The organism is Paraburkholderia phenazinium (genome assembly GCF_900142845.1).
Lineage (GTDB): Bacteria > Pseudomonadota > Gammaproteobacteria > Burkholderiales > Burkholderiaceae > Paraburkholderia > Paraburkholderia phenazinium_A.
Genome location: NZ_FSRU01000001.1, coordinates 2,765,459 through 2,788,081 on the forward strand (window position 1 = coordinate 2,765,459; position 22,623 = coordinate 2,788,081).

A 22,623-nucleotide genomic window follows, 5' to 3' on the forward strand; every position below is an offset into this window, starting at 1 on the left:
TCGCGGATTAACGCACATACCCCTGGCCCAGGCCAATCTCGCCCAGCGCACGCCGGTACGCTCCCGACGAGCGGTCGGCCAGAATCGGCGCCTCCGCCGTGCGGTCGATAGGCAGGTCCTCGGGACACTGCTGCTCGACAATCGCGCGATCTTCCTCGAAGACCTGGCGGTTGAATTCATAGACGTCGTCGAGCGGCAAATCCTTGTCGAAGTTTCGCACGATCGGCACGAACAGCCGGGTCAGGCGCGCCGAGACCGGACTCGCCGCGTTCAGAATCGACAGGCGTCCGCCCTCCGGGAAGTGCACTGTGAGGCGGGCAAAAAACGGCACGTCGACTTCGAAGATGCGTCGCCACAGAAAACCGTCCGGCGCGCGATGCTGCATCGACTTCGGAAAATTGCTGACCGTGCTGATGTATTCCGCATGCAGGCCACGCTCGCGCCGCTCCACCGAATACTGCGGCACAACAGGATTCTCGCGATCGGCAAAGCTGTCGTGGTGAATCCACGCAAAATGCGCGACGTCGATAAAACCCTCGGTTTGCCGGCCGGCAGAAGCGCGAATATCGATCGAGGGCGGCAGGATCTGCTGAAACGACGGATCGTCCCAGTTGGGAAACTCGGGCAACGCTTCGGTGCCGCCACCCAGCGACACCCAGATCAGCCCATAGGCCTCCTGAGTGGCGTAAGTGGTCAGATGCAGGCGCTCGGGAATCGGACCGTCGCCTTGCGACGGGATGTGTTTGCACTTGCCGTCCCCGCCGTACGCGAGGCCATGGTACGGACACACCAGATTGCCGTTCTCGACCCAGCCCTGGCTCAACGGCGCGCCGCGATGCGGACAGACGTCGCGCGCCGTCACGAGCTGGCCGTCCGGTCCGCTACCCGTGCGAAACACGACCAGCCGTTCGTCCAGCAGCGTCACACTCAGGGGCTTGTCTTGCACGTCGGCGGCGAACGCCACCGGATGCCAATAGCGGCTGAGTATCTCCCAGTCGTGGCTATCGAAAGTGCAGTTGCGCGGCTGCGTGGCCGAGCGTTGAAACGTCAATGGGGCTACTTGGGGGGAAGTCATGTTGTGTCGTCTCCAGGACCTGACGTGGATTCGTCGCAGCAGCCGTGTTATCGGGCTGCGTGGACACAACAATAGCGGGATGCGGCAGGCGAACCCATCCCCCGTCGAGCATCTAGTCTATGTGCGGATACGCATAGGATGGAGCCGGTGGCACGAAGCGCGGCCGTGGCGCGCGCTCATGCAAGCCCGTACAGATCATGCAGATCAGGCAAGCAGGTCTTCGTAGAACGCGCCGAACGGCCGGGTGGGATGGGCGATCTGGATTTCCAGAATCCACAGGCTGGCATCAGGCCGCTCGTCGAAGTCGCCGAGATTGCCGGCCTTGTAGATTGCATGCGGGAAGTCGCTCACGCGATGCCCCTTGATATCCACGTTCAGACGCCAGCCGAGCGCCTCGGCCCGTTGCGCGGCGTACCCGTACAGGTCCTTGCCGCCCGCGCCAGTACTGCGCCAATGATGCTCGACCTCGTCGAAGATCGTCTTGACCGCTGCCGCACAGGCCTTCATTTCCGCATCGTCGCCCACCACGTAGGTGGCGCCGGCATCGCCTTCATGGTGATCCCACACCACACCGAGATCCACGAAGAAAATATCGTTCTCGGCCAGTTGCGGATCGACTTCCGCACGTTCCTTGAACGTCTTCAGCGTGTTCTCGCCGAAGCGGATCAGGATGGGATGCCAGATCCGCTCCATGCCCAGTTCTTGCAGCACGGCCTTGCAGATGACATTCGCTTCCGATTCGCGCATGCCCGGGCGGATTCTCTTCGCGACTTCATCGACCACCTTCCAGGTCATCGCGCGTGCGTGCTGCATCGATGCGACGGAAAAGTCCTTGCCGACCGCCTGTTTCGCATTGCTATTCAAAGCTCACCTCTGTGCTGTTTGTCTGTTGGCCGCGTGGCCTCTTGCTCACGCGTCACGAAAGGCGCCACATGCGGCGTTATTTCGCCGCGGTACGCGACCAAGCGAGTTCGACAAACACCCGGCACAACGCCTCCATGCCTTTGGCATCGTCAGCGTCGAAGCGCGCGACGAGCGGACTGTCGACGTCCCAGACACCGATCAGCGTGCCGTCGGCAGCAACCAGCGGCACCACGATCTCCGACTGCGAGGCCGAATCGCAAGCGATATGCCCAGGAAACTCATGGACGTCGCGCACCACCTGGGTGACGCGCGTCTGCGCCGCCGTCCCGCACACGCCGCGGCCCAATGCGATGCGCACACATGCCGGCTTGCCCTGGAACGGTCCGACCACCAGTTCGGCGCCGTCGAAGAAATAGAAGCCGGCCCAGTTCAAGCCATCCAGCGAATTGAACACCAGCGACGAGAAGTTCGCCGCATTGGCGATCCGGTCGGTTTCATCGGCGAGCAGCGAACGCGCCTGAGCGACCAGTTCCTCGTATTGAGCCGGTTTGGAAAGTTGCGATGAGGCAGTGGAGACCTGAAACATGATGCAGTCCGTAGCGGATACCAGGGGAACGGAGCGGCCCTCGGCGTGGCGCCGATCAGACCGTCCGTCATGCGAACGCGTATCTTACGCCGGACAGGCCGCCGGCGTGACGGTGACACCGCTGCGGACTCAGGTATGGCTATCGCAATGGCATGAGCCGGCTGGGTCACCCGGCGCTGCCGGCGAGGTGCCGTACTCGAGCTTCGGATACCAGTTCGTGCCGCGGCCGCCCGGCGTCATGTCGAGCACCTGCCAGACCGGCATGATGTCGGGGGCGCCGCGCGGATCCTGACCGGGATCGGCCGTCTGCGGACCCATCTCGCCGCCCCAGAAATGCCGCAGCACGCCGCCCGAGCGGGTGAAGACATTGAACTCCGCGGTGTCCTCGCCATCGGGGTCCTCGTTCGCGTAGTCGCGGTTGAAACTGTTGCCGCCCGACGAATACACGCGCAGGTGGCGCCAGCCGCGCTCTTTCTTGAAGGCCAGGAGACGTTCGATCGGCGAGCGGGCGATCACAGCAAACGCCACGCGTTGCAGAATATCGGCCATCTCGCCGTCGAGGGAGCTCAGCGTCGCGGCGCACATCGGACAAGACCGTGCCGTCCGAGGGCCGAACATCCAGTTGTAGGTCACCAGCGTATCGTGGGCACCGAACATCTCCGTTAGCGTCACCGGCCCATGCTCGCCTTCGAAGCGGTAGTCCTGCGGCACCGCCCCACCCGGCGGCAACGCACGCCGCTGGGCCGCCACCCGCTCGATGTGGCGGCGCAATTCGATTTCCTCGGCCAGCAGCGCATTGCGCGCCTCGCGGTACTGGGTGCTTTCGCCGGGAAAGCGCCGCGGCGACTGGGCCAATAACGTGGCCGGCTGCAATGCCTGCGGTTGCTGCGCGATTCGATCCGTATCGGTCATCCGTGATCTCCTGACAGGTTGAACGAAAATAAGGGCCCAACGTGGCGCCCTGCGGCCTCTTACGGCTTCACGATCTAGCCGCCCCTATTCACACGACGAACGGCATGTCGAAGAATCGACACGGTCGCACGGTCAATCCAGCCTGTTTCCAGAAAATGCCCGCACGGCTGCGCCGATCGTTCCAGTAAAAGATCAAACGCCTGTTCGATCAAGAGGGGATTGTCTGCATAAAGGGAAAGATGCGACACTGCCTGAAACGCTGCGGCGCTGTACCTGAAACGCCGCCCTTCGCGGAATCGGCCTCGCCGGATCAAACGGCAGTTCGCGTCGCGCATGAGGCTCATTATCACGCTGCTCGATCTAGGGGATTACCAGCGGTCGAAACGGCATTCAGGTCATGGCGTTCAAGTTCTCGCCCGGTCTGCCGTAGATCAGATTATGTGGATTGCCGGCATAAACGAGTCAGGAACGCCTTGAATCGGCACACGCCGTTCTGACGATTTTCGCTCGCCTTCCTCACCTCCGGGGTCAAACCGTGCGCCGCTCGCTCAAGCTCACCCATCTCGTGCTATTGGCCGTCTCGTTCGTATCGCTGCACGTGATAGGTCTGCTGGTGTTCTCTTCCCCGACGGCATCCACGTTCGCCAGCTATCCGTTCCTGCTGCTGGCGCCCGCGCTGGCCTGCGCAAGTTGCTGCTGGCGGGCCGCAACCGAGGCGCGCGAATCGCGCTCGTCGTGGATTCTGCTGAGCGCCGGGATGGGACTGTGGACCTGCGGCATTGCGCTCAGCGCGTGGGAGGACATCTTCCAGCACATCCCTGAGAGCGCCGCCTGGTTCTCCGACTTCTCGTTCTTCCTCTACGGCGTGCCGGTGCTGCTCGCGATCTCGTCCGTTTCGGCGAAACAGCGGGTTCCGTTCTTCATCTGGATGGACGCGGCCCAGGCGCTGCTGACCGGCTTCCTCGCCTATGTCATCATTTTTTCCGTGGTGCCGTTTTCGGACACCCCGCTCGCGCCGATTCCGGCGACGACCCTGGTGCTGACCTACAACGCCGAGAACTTCATCCTTGCGGTGGCCGCGACCTTGCGTCTGCTGGCTCAGCCGCGCGGCGAGGAACGCCGCTTCTATGCGCGCCTCTTCGCCTTCCTGTGGATCTACGCGGTTGCGGCCTTCGTGTACAACAACTGGGCCGCCACATCGGATGGGCATGCCGCCATGGACGCCCTCGTCGATATCCCCTTCCTGTTCCTCGTTGTGGTAACCGTCGCGCCGCGCTCACGGCGCCCCAAGGTGGAACACATCGCGCACAAGCAGACGCTCGCCCTGTTCATCGAAAACGTCACGCCCATTTTCTACACGGTCGCGCTGCTGGCGCTGAGCATCTGGGTGATGCGCCAGCATTTTTATGCGGGCACGGTGGGAATCTTTACCGCCCTCGTCGTCTACGCCACCCGCTCGACCACGCTGCAGGGCCGCTACATCCGCGTACAACGCGAGCTGCACGAAGCGCGCGACCGCCTCGAGCAGATGGCGCTCACCGACGCGCTGACCAACACGGCGAACCGCCGGCGCTTCGACGAGGCGCTCGCGCTCGAATGGAATCGCGCTATCCGCAACCGGCATCCGCTGGCGCTGCTGCTGGTCGATATCGATTACTTCAAGCTGCTCAACGATCGCTACGGGCACCCGGCCGGCGACCGCTGCCTGGTCTCGATCGCCCTTGCGCTGCAATCCGCGCTGCCGCGCAGCGGCGACCTGCTGGCGCGCTATGGCGGCGAAGAATTTGCGGCGATCCTGCCCGCCACGGACGAAGCCGGCGCCTGCCTCGTGGCCGCCACCATGCAGGCAGCGGTGCAGTCGCTGAAGATCCGCAACGAAAGCTCGACCGGCCTCTATGTCACCGTCAGCGTCGGGGTGGCCGTGTTCGAGTCTCCGCAGGCCGACGCGGCGGAAATCATCGAGGCGGCCGATCAGGCGCTCTATCGCGCCAAACAGCGCGGCCGCAACCGTATCGAAGCGACCGCCCAGCGCGATTTTCTGCGCAACGGCACGCGCTAAGGCGAACGCTCGCGCATCAGGTCGATTCCACCCGGATCTCCACGTCTTCAAAGCGCTTCCACCGATAGATCGCGGCCGACAGCAGCCAACTGACAATAAACACGCCGACGATCGCGTAGCCGATCATCCCGAAGTTATCGTTCAGGCTGCCGATCGCATTCCAGAACACGCCCGACAGATGCAACTGATCGCCGATCAGCCCGAGTCCTTCGATGCCTCCCACCAGCAACGCCACCAGCACCGAGATCGTCGTGATGGTGATGTTGTAGTAGAGCTTGCGGACCGGCTTGACGAAGGCCCAGCCATAGGCGCCCAGCATCAGAATGCTGTCGGTGGAGTCGATCAGCGTCATGCCCGCCGTGAACAGCACGGGGAACACCAGGATCGACCAGATCGGCAGACCCTGCGCCGCGCTCGCGGCGGAAATCCCCAGCAGGCCGACCTCGGTCGCGGTGTCGAAGCCGAGACCGAACAGGAAGCCCAGAAAGTACATATGCCAGCTTTTCGTGATCAGGCTGAAGAGCGGCCGGAAGATGCGGGCGAGAAAACCGCGGCTCGCGAGCAGCATGTCGAAATCTTCCTCCGCGTAGGGCTCGCCGTTGCGCACGCGACGAAACGCGCGCAGCACCGAGCGCAGGATCACGAGGTTCAGCAGCGCAATCGCAAACAGGAACAGCGTGGAGACGATCGTGCCGACCACCGCGCCGATTTCCTTCAGCCCATCCATGCGGCTTTGCAGCGCTAGCGCGGTGGCCGCGATGCCCACCGAAGCCAGCACGACGATGGTGGAATGCCCGAGCGAAAACATCAGGCCGACGCTGACCGGGCGCTGGCCGGCCTGCATCAGCTTGCGGGTGACGTTGTCGATGGCCGCGATGTGATCCGCGTCCACCGCATGCCGCAGGCCGAACGAGTACGCGAGCAGGCTCGTCCCCATCAGCAGCGGGTAGTGGTGAAATGCAATGAAAGCCCAGACCCAGGCGGCCACGTTGAACGCCAGCAGAAACGCGTAAAGTCCGACGATTCTCTGCCGCAAGGGTCCGCTGCCGTCGCCGAACAGCGCTTTCATCATCTGTGTCATGGGTGCCTGCCTATCCGCCGTGGAGTTCATTCACCGCAATAATACTTTTTTCAAAAAAGATCATATCGATTGGGTTGGCCCATTCGTTCGCCCATTCTCACGTTGACCTGGTCATATGGGATGCCTCGGGTTCAGTTACGATGGGATAACGACACGACCCGCAGCGAGGACACACCATGCAACGAATCACCATCACCATCGACGACGACCTCCTCGCCGTAGTCGATACGCTGGTGGCGCAGCGCGGTTATACGAGCCGCTCGGAGGCGTTCCGCGACATCGTCCGCGAAAGCCGGGCACAGGCGCAGCAAGAGGCGGCGGACGGCCAGTGCGTAGCCACCCTGACCTATGTGTACGACCATGCCACCCGCGACCTGGCGCGCCGCATTACCCAGGCTCACCACGACCGGCACGACCTCGCGGTCGCCAGCATGCGGGTCCATCTCGATCACGAGAGCCTGCTGGAGTCGTCGGTCTTGAGGGGGCGCGCGCACGATGTCGCCGCCTTCGCAGACAGCCTCACAAGCCAGCGCGGCGTGCGCTACGCGCATCTGCATACGATTCCGGTCACCATCGAACACACCGAGCACCATCACGGCGACGACACGCCCCGGCACGAACATCTGCACGTCTGACAGGCTCGGCATGCAGATGGGGGCGCCCTGCGCGCCCCAGGTGCGATAATCGAGGGCTACCACCGCGCACCCAGGAGAGTATTTTGAGCGGCATCGACAATCCTTTACATGACCAGGAAGTCGGCGTTGCCGACGCCACCCAGGACACGACCCGTATCGACGACGTACGGATCGGCGCGGTACGCCCGCTCATTTCGCCGGCCCTGCTGCAGGACGAACTACCCGTGCCGCCGCGCGTGCAGACGCTCGTCGAGCAAAGCCGCGTCGCCATCGCCGACATCCTGCACGGCCGCGACGACCGGCTGGTGGTCGTCGTAGGCCCGTGTTCGATTCACGACCACGACCAGGCGCTCGATTACGCCCGCCGGCTCAAGCACGCCGCCGACGCGTTGCAGGAAGACCTGCTGATCGTCATGCGCGTGTACTTCGAAAAGCCGCGCACCACGGTGGGCTGGAAGGGCTATATCAACGATCCGCGGCTCGACGGCAGCTTCCGCATCAACGAGGGGCTGCGCCGGGCGCGGCAACTGCTGCTGGAAATCAGCGCCCTCGGCCTGCCCACCGCCACCGAATTCCTCGACCTGCTGAGCCCGCAATACATCGCGGATCTGGTGGCATGGGGCGCCATCGGCGCCCGGACCACGGAGAGCCCGAGCCATCGGCAGCTCGCCTCGGGCCTGAGCTGCCCGATCGGCTTCAAGAACGGCACGGACGGCGGCGTGCAGATCGCCTCGGACGCCATCGTGGCGGCGCGCGCGAGCCACGCGTTCATGGGCATGACCAAAATGGGCATGGCGGCGATCTTCGAAACGCGCGGCAACGACGATGCCCACGTGATTCTGCGCGGTGGCAAAAAAGGGCCGAACTACGACAGCGCCTCGGTCGAGGAAAGCTGTGCGGTCCTGCGCGCGGCCGGCTTGCGCGAGCAGGTGATGGTCGACTGCTCGCACGCCAATTCGGGCAAATCGCACCTGCGTCAGATCGACGTGGCCGAGGACCTGGCGCGCCAGCTCGCCGCGGGCGAAGACCGCATCATCGGCGTGATGATCGAGAGTAATCTGGAGGAAGGCCGTCAGGACCTGAAGCCGGGCGTGCCGCTGCGCTGCGGCGTGTCGATTACCGACGCGTGCTTGAGCTGGGTGCAAACCGAGCCCGTGCTGGATACGCTGGCGAGAGCCGCACGCGAACGTCGCGCGCGCTGAGCGGTCCTGGGAGTGAGCGTATGAACAAGAAGGTGACGTATCTGGTCAGCATCTTCATTGGCGCACCCACCGAGCGGCATGCAAAGATCAAGGACATCGCGTCGCAAATCTCCGCGGGCGATTACGAGTTCCTGCATCTGCATCAGATGGGCGCGTTTCTGGTGCTCAACACTGACCGCGGCGCCAAGGAACTTGCCAACGCGTTTTCAGCGGCAACCGCGCCGGACGATCGCCTGTTCATCTCCGAGATCGGCCAGGACTGGCACACGCTCGGCCTGAACAAGGCCTCGTTCTGGTTGCAGAATCATCTCGCCACGAAGACCCAAACGCCGGCTGCCAAAAAGGGCAACCCGTTCGGGGACGCCTGAAGTCCATCTGCCATTGCTGCATTCACGCCGGCGCCGGTGTGAATGCAGCGAGTCCACCCTCTCCCTCTTCGCGCTGCAACGCTACCGAGTTGCGGCGCGCCCGCGGCATACGTTTGGACGTTGCAACGTGCGCGTCACCCCGACCGTAAAAAACACTTGAGTGAAGCGATCGCTTCATGTACCGTTCGCTTCATGGAACGAAAAGACGAACTGATCGCGAAGGCCCTCGACTACTTCCTCGAGCATGGGGTGGCCGACCTGTCGCTGCGCCCCCTAGCCGCGCAGATCGGCAGCAGCTCGCGCTTGCTGATCTATCACTTCGGCACCAAAGACGAACTGATCACCACGGTGATGGATGAAGCCCGCCTGCGCATCCAGCAATCGTTCGCGGCCATGATGAGCGAAGGCGGCAAGGTCAACGGCATGAAGACCTTCTGGGAATGGGCGGTAGCGCCGCAAAACAGCCCCTATATGCGGCTGTTCTTCGAAGTGCAAATGCTGGCCATGCAAAACCCCGCCGCCTATGCGCGCTATGTGGAGCGCAATGCTTCGAGCTGGCAAAGCATGATTGAAAACGCCCTGCCGCCTACGCCGGATCGCCGCGCGGTCGCCACGTTGTGCGGCGCCGTGATGGATGGCCTGACGCTGGAATTCCTGAACAGCGGCGACCTTGGACGAACCACGGAAGCGCTGGATATTTTTGGCTCAATGTTGAAACAACACCTGGGCCGCACGGCCTGACGCGAACCGCACGCTCACACACCCGCTTATTCGAAAAAGGATCGCCAGTATGGAAAACCTTGCCAGCGCAGGACCGCGCGCTTCCGCCCGATTTCGTTTCGCCGGCATCTGGATGGGTCGCGATGGTCTGCGGGCCGGATGGGCGATCCTGTTGTACTTCGTGATCCTGGCGGCCGTGGCTTTTCTGATCGGGCATCTCGCCTATGTTCTGCATCATCCGTTTCGTCTGCATGGCGAACTGACTCCGGGCAACAGCATGCTGATTGAAGCCACCCTGTCGTGCGCGGCGCTGGTGGCGACCGTGGCGATGAGCAGGATCGAGCGGAAGTCTCTGCGGGATTACGGCTGGCGCGCCGGCCAACGGGCGGCCCACTTCGGACAAGGCGTCTTGTGCGGCGTGGCCGCGGTGTCGACGATGATGGGTCTGCTGGCGCTCACGCATGGCGTGCAGATCGAATTCTCCGGCGCCGCCAACCCGTCGTTGCTCGAATCGGGCTTGCTGTGGGCCGGCATATTCACGCTGGTCGCGCTCGCCGAGGAGCTGACGTTTCGCGGTTACGTGTTCTTCAGGCTCGCTCGCAGTACCCGCCCGCTTGCCGCCGCGATTGTCATGTCACTGGCGTTCGGCGCAGCGCATCTGACGAATCAAGGCGAGAGCCTCATCGGCATCGCTCAGGTGGTCGGGTTCGGCATGCTCGCCTGTCTCGCCATCTGGCGCACCGGTACGCTATGCTGGGTCATCGGTTTGCACGCGGCGTGGGACTGGAGCCAGTCGTTCCTGTTCGGCACCGCGGACAGCGGCCTCGCGGTCAACGGACATTGGTTGACCAGCCATGCGATCGGCCCGGTTTGGCTAAGCGGTGGATCGGTTGGACCGGAAGCCAGTGTGCTGGTTTTTCCGGTGCTGGGCTTGCTGGCGCTGCTCGTCGTGAAGACGTTGCGGCGGGTTGAGGAACCGCGATTGAATACATTTAATTCAAGCAGCCCTTCCGACATTTCCTTTCGCAATTAAAGGAAAACTGCCGCGTTACCAGCGCTGCGCTCATCCAGTTCGAGTGTGCTCAAACAAGAGCAGCAGCGCGTCGCCTACTTCGCAACCGCCCTGCGCTTTCTCGGCGAGGACACGACCTTTGCGTCTTCAACCGTTGGGTGACTGGTCGGAGGCAAACCGATGTCGGGATCAACGCCGGTAAATCCCATTTCGTGTGCGATTTGCCGCAGCCTGGCTACCGTAATCGGGAAAGCTTGTAGCGCAAAGAAATGGACAACTTCGGCGCAATCCTCATCTCGAACCCACCCACTCTTTGCCGACACGAAAACAAACTCACCGATCATGGTTACGGAAAACGACCGGTCTTCGTCTTCACGCCCGTCCCCCTGGAATCCCTCAAGCTTAACCGTCAGATCGATCTCAGCCGTCTCGCCAGGCGAACTTTTGGTGGGCATGATCGACTCGGCGGATGTCCAGGTACGGGTGGCGCCACCGTCCCCGTCGTGGGCGACAGCATCGATAAAGCGCTCCGCCGTCAATTTCTTCACGCGGAAGTCGATTAGACGAAAATCCGTTGGACTCAGTGCTCTAGCGGCTTTTCGGCTTCGTGTTTCCATTTAGAAATTTCTTTGTAGGTAGACGTTGTGACTGCGAACTCCGCACTCTCGACATGGCTATGTGTATGCGTGTGTTCGTGGTTATGAATCGTTACGCTGCGCGCACCATTCACCTCGTTCTCAATGGAAATCCGAACGAACTCATTGAGAGTCAAACCACGCCGGGCCGCTTCCATCTGAGCTTGCTTATGGAGATCCCTGGGCACGCGCACGTTGAAAACCCCGCTGCAGGGTTTGTCCGGCGCGACACCTTCTTCGGCACAGGTCGCCAGATAAAATTCGACGGCCTCTACGAAAGCTGAATTCAACGCATCAAGCGTTTCGCCTTCGTAGTTGACAAGATCATCGATGAACAAGATCTTTCCGTGAAGTATCTTGTCCTCCAGACTGAAATCAATGGATCCTGCATAACCTTTGTGCTCAAAAACTTTATCTTTCATCCTATTCTCCGGCATCCATTAAACCGAATTCGCGGAGCTTCTCCACGACGTTCCGTACGGAATAAACTTTGACGATCGACCCCGGATGCGGTTTATGGAGAAAAATCTTTCTGCCACTACCATCAAAAAATGTTCTGTACGAGCCGCCCTTCTTCGTCTTTTCCGCGAACCCGAAATCCTCCATGAGCACGACCCTCTCGTCCCATGAAAAGTCTGCCGGAAACTCGGCGACACGTTGGCGTAACTTCTCTAGCTTCGACACGAACTATAGGTGATGAGTTGGGTGGATTGCAACTAAAAGTTAGTTACAGGTGCGTTGCACACTCTAACACTGCACTTAGAGTGGCACCAGTGGGTTCACAACTTTGGCAACCTTTGGAAACCGTGGCAACGCGCGCCCCAGCTCGCATGACACCATCACGCCAACCCACCCTCCGATTCACCCCATGTCTGCAGCCAGCGCTCGCGCGATAGCGAGCAGATGTGCAAGTCGTCCGGCGCGCTGCCGGCGCCGTTCGACGGCGGGGTGTTTTCGACGGGCTGCAGCCCGAGCTTGTCGAGCGTCCTGATGCTGCGCTGGTTCCAGTGCGCCGCGCCGGCCCATACTTCGCCGACCGCCATCGCCGTGAAGCCGTAGCGGATCACCGCTTGCGCCGCTTCGACGGCGAAGCCCGCGCCCCAGCAGGAAGGGTGCAGCCAGTAGGACAGATTCCAGCTTGCCGGCACGTCGCGCTGCATGAGCGACACCTGGCCCACGCAACGCGTGCTGCCCGCGAGGTCGATTGAGAATACGCGCGCCCGGCCTTCCAGAGACAGCGCCAGCATCGACTCGAACCATGCTTGCAGCTTGCCGCGCCGCTTCAGATCGGCCAGCGGAAGCTCATAGGGAAATTGCGGTGAACCGATGGCTGCATCCAGCGCGGCGTAATCGGAGGCGCTCGCGGCTCTCAGCCAACAGCGATCGGTTGAAATGAGGATGGGGGTGTCTGCCATTGGTCCTCGGGCCGAAGCCTGGGTCAGGTTGCGGTGACGATGCGCGCTGTGCCGACACTATCGCGCAGCCCCGTTGCGCCCGCAACCATCTCCCCCTCACATCGTCATACGCCCTGCCGGAGCCGGCTCGGCGGTGACCTTGTGAGCGCCATTGATGCAACCGGCACTGCCGACACCACTGACGTTACGCTCGACCGTCACCGCCGTCTCGCGCACGCCTTGCAGGTCTATACGCGAAGCGTCGACCGAGAACGCAAACGTATTCACACCGTCGGCACTTTCGACCGACACCGTGCCGCGATGCATCTCGGCAATCGCCTTGACGATCGCCAGCCCCAGGCCGTGATTCTCGCGGCTATTGGTACGCGACTCTTCCGCGCGATAGAAGCGGTCGAACAGATGATCCAGCGTGGAAGGATCGATTGGCGGCCCCGGATTGCCGACCGCGATGCGAACCTGGTCCTCCTCGCGCGCAATCGTCACCCGGACCGTATCGTGCGGCGCACAGTGCTGGATCGCGTTCATCAACAGATTGGTGCAGGCGCGGCCGAACAGCGAGCGGTTCACCAGCGCCACCGCATCGCCGCGTGAAACCGCGCGCACGTGAGCCTCTTCGAACGGGATCTCGAGGAACTCCAGCGTGCGGGCCACTTCGGCTGCCAGCGACACTTCGACCAACCCCGTGGCGCGCTCGCCCTGGTCGGCACGCGCGAGGAACAGCATGTCGTTGATGATCGCGCGCATGCGTTCGAACTCTTCCAGATTCGATTGCAACGTATGGCGCAGATCGTCGACCGAGCGGTTGCGGGTCAGCGCCACTTCGGTCTGGCCGATCAGGATGGTCACCGGCGTGCGCAGTTCGTGGGCGACGTCGGCATTGAACGACTCGAGCCGGCCATAGGCGCCATCGAGCCGTTCCAGCGCGCCGTTGAAGGAATTGGCAAGGTCATTCAGTTCGAGCGGCAGCGAAGCCGTATTGAGGCGCTGCGAGCGATTGTTCGGGCTGACCTCGGAGGCATCTTTGGTCAGACGCCTGAGCGGCGCGAGTCCGATCCGCGTGACCGAATAGCTCAGCAGCAGCACCGCCAGGCTGCCCAACGCCGAGAGCGCGGCGAGCGCCGCGCCGAATGCCCGCATGGTGCGCACGTTAGGCTGACAGCTCGCCGCCACCTGCAGTTGCACGGCGGGCCGCACACCGCTCGCCGGGATCGACACCGTGTTGGTAAGCATGGCTTGTCCGACGTCCGGTTGCACCCGCGTATAGCCACCCGGCCAGCTATCCGTTACGCGCCCCTGGACCGGCTGGCCATAATGGAACGCCGGGTCGGTGCTGGACACCGAGTAGATCGTGGTGCCGTCGCGCGGCGACATGTCCGTCAGCTTCTCGCGCGCCATGCGCCACTTCTCGGACGTGATCGAGTGAGACACGATGATCTTCGCAATCTCCATGCGGTCGTCGAGCGACTCGCGCAAGTGGTGGTCCAGTTGCGCCCGCATCACGAGAAACAACCCCGAGCCGACCAGCGTAAAGACCGACAAGGCGACGAGTGCGAACATCATCGCCAGCCGGCGGGCAATCGAGCGGTTCATGACAATTCCGCCTCCTCACGTACTTCGAGTACATAGCCCATGCCGCGCACCGTGTGCAGCAGCTTGGTGCGGAACGGGCCGTCGAGCTTGGCGCGCAACCGCTTGATCGCGGTCTCGACCACGTTCGTGTGGCTGTCGAAGTTGACGTCCCAGACCAGCTCGGTAATCGCCGTCTTCGACAGGATGTCGCCCTGGCGGCGCGCCAGCACGCTCAGCAACTGGAATTCCTTGGCGGTCAGATCGAGGCGCACGCCGTCGCGCGTGGCACGGCGGCCGATCAGATCCACGAACAGATCGCCAACCGAGATCAGCGTGGATTCCTGCGAACGGGTGCGGCGCGCCAGGGCGTGCAGCCGCTCCACCAGTTCGAGGAATGAGAAGGGCTTGGTCAGATAATCGTCCGCGCCTTCGCGCAGACCGCGCACGCGGTCGTTGATGTGATCGCGTGCGGTCAGCATGATCACCGGCGTGGATTTGCGCATGCGCAGCGCCTTGAGCACGCTGAAGCCGTCGCGCTTGGGCAGCATCACGTCGAGGACGATCACGTCGTAGTCGAACTCCGTGGCCAGATGCATGCCTTCCTCGCCGTCGAGTGCGATGTCGACCACCCAGCCCTGCTCCGTCAAGCCCGAGCGCAGATAGTCCACCACTTTGTGTTCATCTTCAACGATGAGCAGTTTCATGTATGCCCCTTGAGTCCTTACATTATACGAAACGCCTCGTTTTTCCGTCTGCTGGCTGCACACTTCCTCTCAAGGTGAATAGGTGATATTCAGTTCGACTGATTCATGGCCTGCTGTTTGACGTCGGCCGGCGCGCTGACATCCCAGCCGCCACCCAGCGCCTTCACCAGCGAAACCGACAGGGTCATCTGCTGGCCGTGAATCTGCACGTCCTGGCGCTCGCTCGTGAGGAGCGACTGCTGTGCGGTAATCACATCCAGATAGGCAACGAGGCCGCCGGAATAACGATCGTTGGCAAGCGACAGCAAGCTCTGCGCATCGGCCACCGCCTGATGCGACTGCTTCGCCGCGCCATCCAGCACCGACAATCCGGTCACGCCGTCCTGCACCTGCTGGAACGCGGTAAGCACCGTCTGGCGATAATTCGCCTCGGCCGCCTGGTAGCCTTCGCTCGCGAACCTGACGTTCGCCGAGCGGCGCCCGCCGTCGAACACCACCTGCGAGAACGCCGCGCCGAGCGTCCACATCAGGCTAGGCGCGCTCAACAGGTCGGCGAAATTGGTGCTCTGCCAGCCGATGCTCGGCGTGAGCGTCAGGCTCGGAAAGAACGCCGCCTTGGCAACGCCGATCTGGGCGTTCGCCGCGGCCATCGCGCGTTCCGCGGAGGCCACATCGGGACGCCGCTGCAGCACATCGCTTGGCACACCCAACGGAATCGCCGGCACTTGCGTGTTGACGACCTTCGGCTCAATCGTGAATTGCGGCGCGGGTACGCCGACCAGCGCGGCGATCGCATGCTCGAACTGCGCACGCTGCACGAGCAGCAGTTGCGCCTGCACCCTGGTCGCATCCAGTTCCGACTTCTGCTGCAGCACGTCGAGTCCCGACACCGAGCCCAGGTCGTGTTCCGAGGTCACATAGTCGAGCGCTTTCTGCTGCAGCACCACCGACTGGTTCAGCACGTCGATCTCGGCATCGAGCTCGCGCAGCGAGAAGTAGTCGGTCGCCAGATCGGTGCTCAGCACGAGGCGGGCGTTGGCGAGATCGTCGGCCGACTGCTCGGCCGAGGCCTTTGCCCCTTCCACTTCGCGGCGAATCCGGCCGAACAGGTCCGTGTCGTAGTTGATCGACGGGCCGACGGTCAGGCCGTTTTGCACGGTGGTCTGATTCGGCGTGCCGTAGGCAGTGAGCGGCCGGTCCTTCGAGATCTTGAAACGCTCGCCCGTCCCGCCGAGATCGACCTCGGGTATCTGTTGCGCCGACGTATTCGCGAGCGTCGCCTTGGCCTGCTCGTAATGCGCGACCGCGGCGGCGAGCGTCTGGTTCTGCGCGAGCGCCTGGCCTTCGAGCGTGTCGAGCGTCGCGTCGCTAAAGCTCGTCCACCAGCTTGGCGTGAGCGGCGCATGCGACGGCTGCGCCACGCGCCAGTATGAATCGGTGCGCCACTCGGGCGGCGCATCGGCATGCGGCTGCTTGTAATCGGGGCCCACGGTGCAGGCCGTCAGGAGCGCGGCACCGAGGGTCGCCGCCACGATGCGGGCGCGCGGCACGGCGATGGGGCACACACGCTTCACGACGCCCCCTTGCTGTTGTCCGACGGCTGCTCGATCTGCACGCGATCGCCATCCGCAATCGAATCGCTCGGATTGATGATGACCTTGTCGTTCGCGTCGATGCCGCTTTCGATCTCGAGCGTCTGCCCCAGATCCTGCGCAATCACGACCTTGTGCAGATGCACGACGCCGTTGCTGTCGACGACCGCGATGCGCGGACCTTCCGCGCGGAACAGCAGCGCATTGCCCGGCACGATGATGTCGGAATGCGCGACAGCCGGCACGGCGACCTGAACGTAGGCGCCCGGCCGCAACGCGCCGTCCGGATTCGGCAGCCGCACTTCGATCTGCAGCGAACGGGTCGGCACGTCGATCGCACCGGAAATATGGCTGATGCTGCCGTGAAACTGCTTACCCGGCAGTTCCGCCTGGGTCACGATCACATCCTTGCCCACCGACACGTTTTGCGCGTAGGCCTGCGGCAATTGCACATACACGCGCAGCGGATCGGACTGGGCCAGCGCGAACAGCGAACGGCTCGTGCCGCTGCCCGCATCGATCAGGTCGCCGACGTCGACGTTGCGTTGCGTCACCACGCCGTCGAACGGCGCGACGATCCGCTTGAACGATTCGAGCTGGTTCAGGCGCCTCACGTTGGCTTCAGCCGCAGCGAGATTCGCCACGTCCTGCGTGTAGGTGCTCTGCCGCTCGTCCAGTTCCTGTTGCGAGACCGCATCGCGCTGACGCAGTTGCTGCCAACGTTCATACGAACTCTTCGCCAGCCCCAGGCTCGAGTTGATCTGGTCGCGCTGGGCGACGGCCTGCGCCAGTTCCTGATCGATTTCCGGCGTGTCGAGATCGGCCAGCAACTGGCCCTGCTTCACCCGTGCGCCGATATCGACATACCAGTGCAGCAGATAACCCGTGGCGCGCGCATAGATCGGCGACTCCACATAGCCGCGCAGCGTGCCCGGCAGCAGCGTGTTGCCGGTGCCGTCGCTCTGCTTGGGTGTGACGACATTCACGTACTCCCTGGCATTTTGCTGGGTCGTGTCCGCCACCGAACGGTTTTGCAGAATATCCGCCACCACGGTGCGCAACGCGCCTATGGCAAGCAGCACCAGCACGATCAGGATGGCGATCTTGGCGCGTTTCCATTCGCGGTTGCGGGGTGGCAGCGCGTGCCCGTCCTCGGTGTCCCGTGCGGGAATCGCTAGCGAAGCATGAGTTTTTTCAGTCATCTCAGTCAGCCGTCATTTAACTTTACGCGTGCTTGCCATCGCCGGCGCTAGCGCCGTCGTCGGGGCCCTGCTCGTCATGCGCGCCACCGTTGCGGCGAGCGAGACGTGTGTGGATCGCCGCAAAAACCAGCGGGACGAAAAAGAGCGTCGATATCGTTGCAAACAGCAGGCCGCCGATCACCGCCCGACCGAGCGGCGCGTTCTGCTCGGCACCCTCGCCGAGACCCAGCGCCATCGGAATCATGCCGATGATCATGGCGAAGGCGGTCATCAGCACCGGCCGGATCCGGCTGGCCCCCGCCTCGAGCGCCGCGGTGAGCGGCGGCGCACCGGTGGCGAGCCGCTGCCGCGCGAACGACACCATCAGAATACTGTTCGCGGTCGCCACCCCCATGGTCATGATCGCGCCCGTCAACGCCGGCACGCTCAGGTGCGTGCCGGTGAGGAACAGCATCCACACGATCCCCGCCAGGGCCGCCGGCAACGCGCTAACGATGATGAGCGGGTCGACCCACGACTGGAAGTTCACGACGATCAGCAGGTACACCAGCACGATCGCCATCGCAACGCCCACGCCCAGGCCGAAGAACGAGGTACGCATGGTCTGCACCTGGCCCCGCACTACGATCTGGCTGCCGCGCGGCAAGCTCGCGCGAGCCTGGTCGACCAGCTTGTTCACCTGGGTCGCCACGCTGCCCAGGTCGCGGCCCTCCACGCTTACATACAGGTCGATCACCGGCCGGATGTTGTAGTGCGTGACAACGGCGAACTGGTTCTGCGGCGACACCTGCACCAGGTTGCCGAGCAGTTGCGTCGGCCCGTTGGCCACGGCCGAAACCGGCGTGCGCAACAACTGGTCGATCGACGACACGTCATACTGCGGCGTCTGCACGGCCACGCTGTATTCCACGCCGTTCTTGTTGTTGAACCAGAAGCTCGGCGCCGTTTGCGAACTGCCCGACAGCGAGATCAGCACGTTCTGCGCCACGTTGTTGGCGTTCAGGTTCAGTTGCTGCAAACGGGTACGATCCATCTGCAGATTGATCACCGGCTCGTCGAGCTTCTGCTGGATGTGCGTGTCCACCGTGCCGGGAATCAGCCGCACCTGCTTGTACAGCTTGCGCGCCACGTCGAAGTTGCCTTGCTGGTCGTTGCCGACGATCTGCACGTCGATGGCCGCGGGCAGCCCGAAGTTCAGAATCTGCGTCACGATGTCAGCCGGCTGGAAGAAAAACTCCACGCCCGGAAAACGCTGCGGCAGGATAGCCCGCAGCTTGTCGATATAGCGCTGGGTCGGCTTGTGATCTTCGTTAAGCGCCACCTGAATTTCGCCGTCAAGTGTGCCGATCGTGCCCGAGTTGCTATACGAGAGATTAATACCGCTATACGGCAAGCCCAGGTTGTCGAGAATGGTCTCGAGCTCCTTGGCCGGCACCACCTGACGCACGACCTTTTCCACCTCGTCGGCAAGCCGCGCGGTTTCTTCGATCCGCGTGCCGGTCGGCGCGCGCATGTGCAAGCGGATATCGCCGGCGTCGACGGTCGGGAAAAAGTCTTCGCCGAGCACGAACACGAGGCCCATCGAGACCACGCAAAAACCGAGGAAGATGGCGCCGAACCTGCCGCGACGCACCAGCACGCTGCTCAGGATCACGATGTAGGCGGCACGCATGCGCTCGAAGCCGGCGTCGAAGCGGTGATAGATACGCATGAACGGATTCGGCTTGCCGCCCGTTTTCGGCTTGTGCGCATGACCCATCAGCAGCATGGCCAAGGTCGGCACCAGCGTACGCGAGAGCACGTACGAGGCGAGCATGGCGAACACCACCGCTTCGGCGAGCGGCACGAACAGGTATTTCGCCACGCCGGTCAGGAAGAACATCGGCACGAACACGATACAGATACACAGCGTCGAAACCAGCGCCGGCACCGCGATTTCACCGGCGCCTTCGAGAATCGCGTCGTGCAGATTCGTGCCCATGTGCAAATGGCGCTCGATGTTTTCGATCGTCACCGTTGCGTCGTCCACCAGAATCCCGACCGCTAGCGCGAGCCCGCCCAGCGTCATGATGTTGATGGTCTGGCCTAAGGCATGCAAAACGATCAGCGAGGTGAGAATCGACAGAGGAATCGACACCGCAATAATGCAGGTGCTGCGCCAGTTGCCGAGGAACAGCAGAATCATGGCCGCGGTCAGCGCCGCCGCGATCAACGCTTCGCGAATCACGCCCTGCACCGCCGCCTTGACGAACACCGACTGGTCGAACAGCGCAGTAATCTTCAGATCAGGCGGCAACGCGGAGCGAGCGGTCGGCAGCAGCGCCTTCAGCGCATCGACGATCGCCAGCGTGGATGAACTGCCCGTCTTGAGCACCGACATCAGCACGCCACGGTGACCGTCCTGGCGCACCACGTTGGTCTGAGGAGAGAAGCCGTCGCGAACGTGCGCCACCTCCCGCAGATACGTGGTCGCACCATTGAGCGTGCGCACCGGAATGTCGTTCAGGCCCGCCACGGTAGGCGGCGAACCGTTCATGTTGACGGTGTATTCCGTTGGACCGATCTTTGCCGTGCCGGTCGGCAGAATCAGGTTCTGCGCATTGAAGGCGTTGACCACGTCGGCCGGCGTCAGCCCCTTCGCGAGCAAGGCCCGCGTGTCGAGGTCGACCGACACCAGACGCGACTTGCCGCCGTACGGATACGGCACCGCCGCCCCTGGGATCGTCACCAGTTGCGGGCGCAGGAAGTTGAGCGCGGTGTCGTTGAGATCCTGCTCCGAGAGTTTTGGACTGGACAGCCCGAGCTGGATCACCGGAATACTGGAAGCCGAATAGCTGATCACCAGCGGCGGCGTGGCGCCCGGCGGCATCTGCTTCAACTGCGCCTGTTCGACCGCAACTGTCTGGGCGATGGCGGTCTGAATGTTCGCGTTCGGCTGCAGGAACAGCTTGATGATCGTGATACCGGCGAGCGACTGCGACTCGATATGCTCGATGTCGTTGACGGTCGTGGTCAGACTGCGCTCATTGACCGAAGTGATCCGGTTGGCCATGTCTTCTGCGGACAGACCCGTGTAGCTCCAGATGATACTGACGACCGGAATGTTGATTTCCGGCAGCACGTCGACTGGCGTCGTCAGCAGGACAAATGGCGTCGCCAGCAGGATCAGAATAGCCATCACGATGAACGTGTATGGCCGCTTTAGCGCAACGTTGACAATCCACATTGAAACGCGCCCGAAAGAATGCTGGAAAGGATGAGAAGTCGCCGAGGCCGAACGTACGCGTGACGTTCGCGCCAGATCAACGTTGACGAAGACGCACGACAACCGTTGGCTAACTCACGCAACGGATGCACAGCGCGCTGCGCAGCGCTAATGAACGCAATGCCAAACCGGGCAGCTCGCAAATGCGATCCCCGCGCCACGGTAAAGCTGCGCCTATGCTAATTGCCTGGCACCAACGTCTGCATGGCGCCAAAATGGCAAAACTGTCAGAAAGGAAAACGTAAGCTGACGTGGCCCGAAGGATGGTTCGGGCGGTCTGCCCGGCGCCCAGATTGCCGCCCGTACCGGCAAGTCGACACCGTCGTCGAGCATAGCCCGTTTGAAGCGCGCCGCGAATCGGGGGTGCTCCCACCACGCCGTCACGTGTTATTACGGCAGATTGCAGCGTGGTCGTAGAACTCCGGTCAATCGGTTGAAAACGCACCTTGTATTATTGAACGTTCAGTCATAATATTGGGGCCAACATCGGGATGTATCTGCTTCAGATGTAGTGGCTTACAGCGGCTCACCCGGGCCGATGCAATAGTGGACAGTTTGATAACTTAGCTTTAAATATAGTGGTATCTGAATGGGCAACGTGTTCGTCCCGGGATGGTGACGAAGAGTGCGTTCGCCCCCGCTTCTCATCTATTTTTTGAACGATCATTCATGAATATACCCACCAAGCCGACGGCTTCTCTCACCGTCGAACGCGGCATGCCGGCCGCACCGGCCCCGCTGGTCAGCGCATATGGCAGCTACGCGAAAGGCCTGCTGTGCTGCCTGCTCGCAACGGTCTCGTTCGGTCTGATGTTCCCCGTGATGACGAGCGCCCTGACGCACATCGATCCGTTCACGTTCACCTCGTTGCGTTACGTCGTTGCTAGCGCTGCGTTTCTGGTGCTGCTGCAGCACAAGGAGGGCACGGCGGCGCTCAGGTTGAAGGGCGAGCCGGTTCTGCTCGCGTGGGCGCTGGGTTCGATCGGCTTTGCAGGTTTTGGCGCGTTCGTCTTTCTCGGCCAGCAAATGGCGGGACGCGACGGTGCGCTGACCGCCTCGATCATGATGGCCACCCAGCCGATGCTCGGCCTGCTGGTCAATTCGGCTGCGCGGCGCGTGTTGCCGCCGCTCTATTCTTTTCTGTTCATCCTGCTGTCGTTTTGCGGAGTCACGCTCGTGGTCACCAAGGGCGACATTGCCGGCTTGCTGCACGAACCGCAGGACTATGCGGCCAATGCGCTGATCGTATTGGGCGCGTTGTGCTGGGTGATCTACACCTTCGGCGCAAGCTTCTTCAAGCAGTGGTCGCCGCTCCGGTATACGACGATGACGATCTGGCTCGGACTGACTACGATCATTGCGCTCAACGTGGTGCTCTTCGCGGTGCATGCGGTGGCCGTGCCGACGCTTGCGGAGGTGGGCGCGATCGCACCGCATCTGCTTTATATGGGTCTGGGCGCGGGCTTCATCGGCATCCTCAGCTGGAATCTCGGCAACCGGATCCTGACGCCGCTCAACGGCGTGCTCTTCATGGACGTGGTGCCGCTCACGACCTTCATCGTGTCCGCGCTGGCGGGTGTGATCGCCACGCCCATACAGATTGCAGGCGGCGGCATGACGTGTGCCGCGCTGGTTCTCAACAATCTGTATTTGCGGCGTCGGGGACGGCGGGTTGCAAGAGGGTAAGAGCGAAATAGAAAGTCCCCGGAAACGCCAACGGGTTCCCG

Annotated in this window: 21 protein-coding genes; 7 read left to right on the forward strand and 14 right to left on the reverse strand. The window is 62.6% G+C overall.

Annotated features, from left to right (window positions below):
• Positions 1–7: 7 nt before the first annotated feature.
• The 4 genes from BUS12_RS12055 to BUS12_RS12070 all read right to left on the reverse strand — a co-directional run bounded on the left by BUS12_RS12055 (position 8) and on the right by BUS12_RS12070 (position 3,437).
• The gene (locus tag BUS12_RS12055; RefSeq protein ID WP_074295908.1) at positions 8–1,075 is read right to left on the reverse strand and encodes an aromatic ring-hydroxylating dioxygenase subunit alpha; all 1,068 of its coding nucleotides are present in this window, start codon (positions 1,073–1,075) and stop codon (positions 8–10) included.
• Positions 1,076–1,279: 204 nt separating this feature from the next.
• On the reverse strand, positions 1,280–1,939 hold the full coding sequence (locus BUS12_RS12060; protein WP_074295909.1) for a M24 family metallopeptidase: 660 nt from the start codon (positions 1,937–1,939) through the stop codon (positions 1,280–1,282).
• A gap of 76 nt (positions 1,940–2,015) precedes the next feature.
• Entirely contained in the window at positions 2,016–2,525 is a 510-nt protein-coding gene (locus BUS12_RS12065) for a GAF domain-containing protein (protein ID WP_074295910.1), read from the reverse strand.
• A gap of 129 nt (positions 2,526–2,654) precedes the next feature.
• A complete protein-coding gene (locus BUS12_RS12070; RefSeq protein ID WP_074295911.1) occupies positions 2,655–3,437 on the reverse strand; it encodes a DUF899 family protein in 783 nt (260 codons plus the stop codon).
• A gap of 535 nt (positions 3,438–3,972) precedes the next feature.
• On the opposite strand from BUS12_RS12070, the gene BUS12_RS12075 reads away from it, so the two are divergent.
• Positions 3,973–5,496, forward strand: a complete 1,524-nt coding sequence (locus tag BUS12_RS12075; RefSeq protein ID WP_074295912.1) for a GGDEF domain-containing protein — start codon at positions 3,973–3,975, stop codon at positions 5,494–5,496.
• A 16-nt stretch (positions 5,497–5,512) separates the two neighbouring features.
• Here BUS12_RS12075 and BUS12_RS12080 read toward each other — a convergent pair whose 3' ends face one another.
• A complete protein-coding gene (locus BUS12_RS12080; protein WP_074295913.1) occupies positions 5,513–6,577 on the reverse strand; it encodes a HoxN/HupN/NixA family nickel/cobalt transporter in 1,065 nt (354 codons plus the stop codon).
• Between the two features lie 176 nt (positions 6,578–6,753).
• On the opposite strand from BUS12_RS12080, the gene nikR reads away from it, so the two are divergent.
• The 5 genes from nikR (at position 6,754) to BUS12_RS12105 (ending at position 10,535) form a co-directional block, all read left to right on the forward strand.
• Positions 6,754–7,212, forward strand: a complete 459-nt coding sequence (gene nikR, locus BUS12_RS12085) for a nickel-responsive transcriptional regulator NikR (RefSeq protein ID WP_074295914.1) — start codon at positions 6,754–6,756, stop codon at positions 7,210–7,212.
• Between the two features lie 83 nt (positions 7,213–7,295).
• On the forward strand, positions 7,296–8,414 hold the full coding sequence (locus BUS12_RS12090) for a 3-deoxy-7-phosphoheptulonate synthase (protein WP_074295915.1): 1,119 nt from the start codon (positions 7,296–7,298) through the stop codon (positions 8,412–8,414).
• Between the two features lie 20 nt (positions 8,415–8,434).
• Positions 8,435–8,782, forward strand: a complete 348-nt coding sequence (locus tag BUS12_RS12095) for a hypothetical protein (RefSeq protein WP_074295916.1) — start codon at positions 8,435–8,437, stop codon at positions 8,780–8,782.
• Between the two features lie 120 nt (positions 8,783–8,902).
• Positions 8,903–9,523: a TetR/AcrR family transcriptional regulator gene (locus BUS12_RS12100; RefSeq protein WP_171991630.1), complete on the forward strand. Its 621-nt coding sequence runs from the start codon at positions 8,903–8,905 to the stop codon at positions 9,521–9,523.
• A 49-nt stretch (positions 9,524–9,572) separates the two neighbouring features.
• The gene (locus tag BUS12_RS12105; RefSeq protein ID WP_074295918.1) at positions 9,573–10,535 is read left to right on the forward strand and encodes a CPBP family intramembrane glutamic endopeptidase; all 963 of its coding nucleotides are present in this window, start codon (positions 9,573–9,575) and stop codon (positions 10,533–10,535) included.
• A gap of 74 nt (positions 10,536–10,609) precedes the next feature.
• Here the strand turns inward: BUS12_RS12105 and BUS12_RS12110 are convergent, their stop codons facing one another.
• The 9 genes from BUS12_RS12110 to BUS12_RS12150 all read right to left on the reverse strand — a co-directional run bounded on the left by BUS12_RS12110 (position 10,610) and on the right by BUS12_RS12150 (position 20,857).
• The gene (locus tag BUS12_RS12110) at positions 10,610–11,062 is read right to left on the reverse strand and encodes a hypothetical protein (protein ID WP_074295919.1); all 453 of its coding nucleotides are present in this window, start codon (positions 11,060–11,062) and stop codon (positions 10,610–10,612) included.
• Positions 11,063–11,094: 32 nt separating this feature from the next.
• Positions 11,095–11,571, reverse strand: a complete 477-nt coding sequence (locus BUS12_RS12115; RefSeq protein ID WP_074295920.1) for a type II toxin-antitoxin system HicB family antitoxin — start codon at positions 11,569–11,571, stop codon at positions 11,095–11,097.
• 1 nt (position 11,572) lies between these two features.
• Positions 11,573–11,833, reverse strand: coding sequence for a type II toxin-antitoxin system HicA family toxin (locus BUS12_RS39780; RefSeq protein WP_074295921.1), 261 nt, complete (start codon positions 11,831–11,833; stop codon positions 11,573–11,575).
• Positions 11,834–11,988: 155 nt separating this feature from the next.
• Entirely contained in the window at positions 11,989–12,564 is a 576-nt protein-coding gene (locus BUS12_RS12125; RefSeq protein WP_074295922.1) for a GNAT family N-acetyltransferase, read from the reverse strand.
• A 96-nt stretch (positions 12,565–12,660) separates the two neighbouring features.
• Complete coding sequence (locus tag BUS12_RS12130; RefSeq protein WP_083640352.1) at positions 12,661–14,154, reverse strand: heavy metal sensor histidine kinase; 1,494 nt, start codon at positions 14,152–14,154, stop codon at positions 12,661–12,663.
• Positions 14,151–14,837: a heavy metal response regulator transcription factor gene (locus BUS12_RS12135; RefSeq protein WP_074295923.1), complete on the reverse strand. Its 687-nt coding sequence runs from the start codon at positions 14,835–14,837 to the stop codon at positions 14,151–14,153. Before BUS12_RS12135 ends, BUS12_RS12130 begins: the two co-directional genes overlap by 4 nt.
• An 89-nt stretch (positions 14,838–14,926) precedes the next feature.
• Entirely contained in the window at positions 14,927–16,402 is a 1,476-nt protein-coding gene (locus BUS12_RS12140; protein ID WP_253190138.1) for an efflux transporter outer membrane subunit, read from the reverse strand.
• Between the two features lie 5 nt (positions 16,403–16,407).
• Positions 16,408–17,631 (reverse strand): efflux RND transporter periplasmic adaptor subunit, encoded by a 1,224-nt coding sequence (locus BUS12_RS12145; protein WP_074295924.1) that lies wholly within the window; start codon positions 17,629–17,631, stop codon positions 16,408–16,410.
• A gap of 22 nt (positions 17,632–17,653) precedes the next feature.
• Positions 17,654–20,857 (reverse strand): efflux RND transporter permease subunit, encoded by a 3,204-nt coding sequence (locus BUS12_RS12150; RefSeq protein ID WP_074295925.1) that lies wholly within the window; start codon positions 20,855–20,857, stop codon positions 17,654–17,656.
• Positions 20,858–21,565: 708 nt separating this feature from the next.
• On the opposite strand from BUS12_RS12150, the gene BUS12_RS12155 reads away from it, so the two are divergent.
• Entirely contained in the window at positions 21,566–22,582 is a 1,017-nt protein-coding gene (locus BUS12_RS12155) for a DMT family transporter (RefSeq protein WP_253190056.1), read from the forward strand.
• Positions 22,583–22,623: the final 41 nt, after the last annotated feature.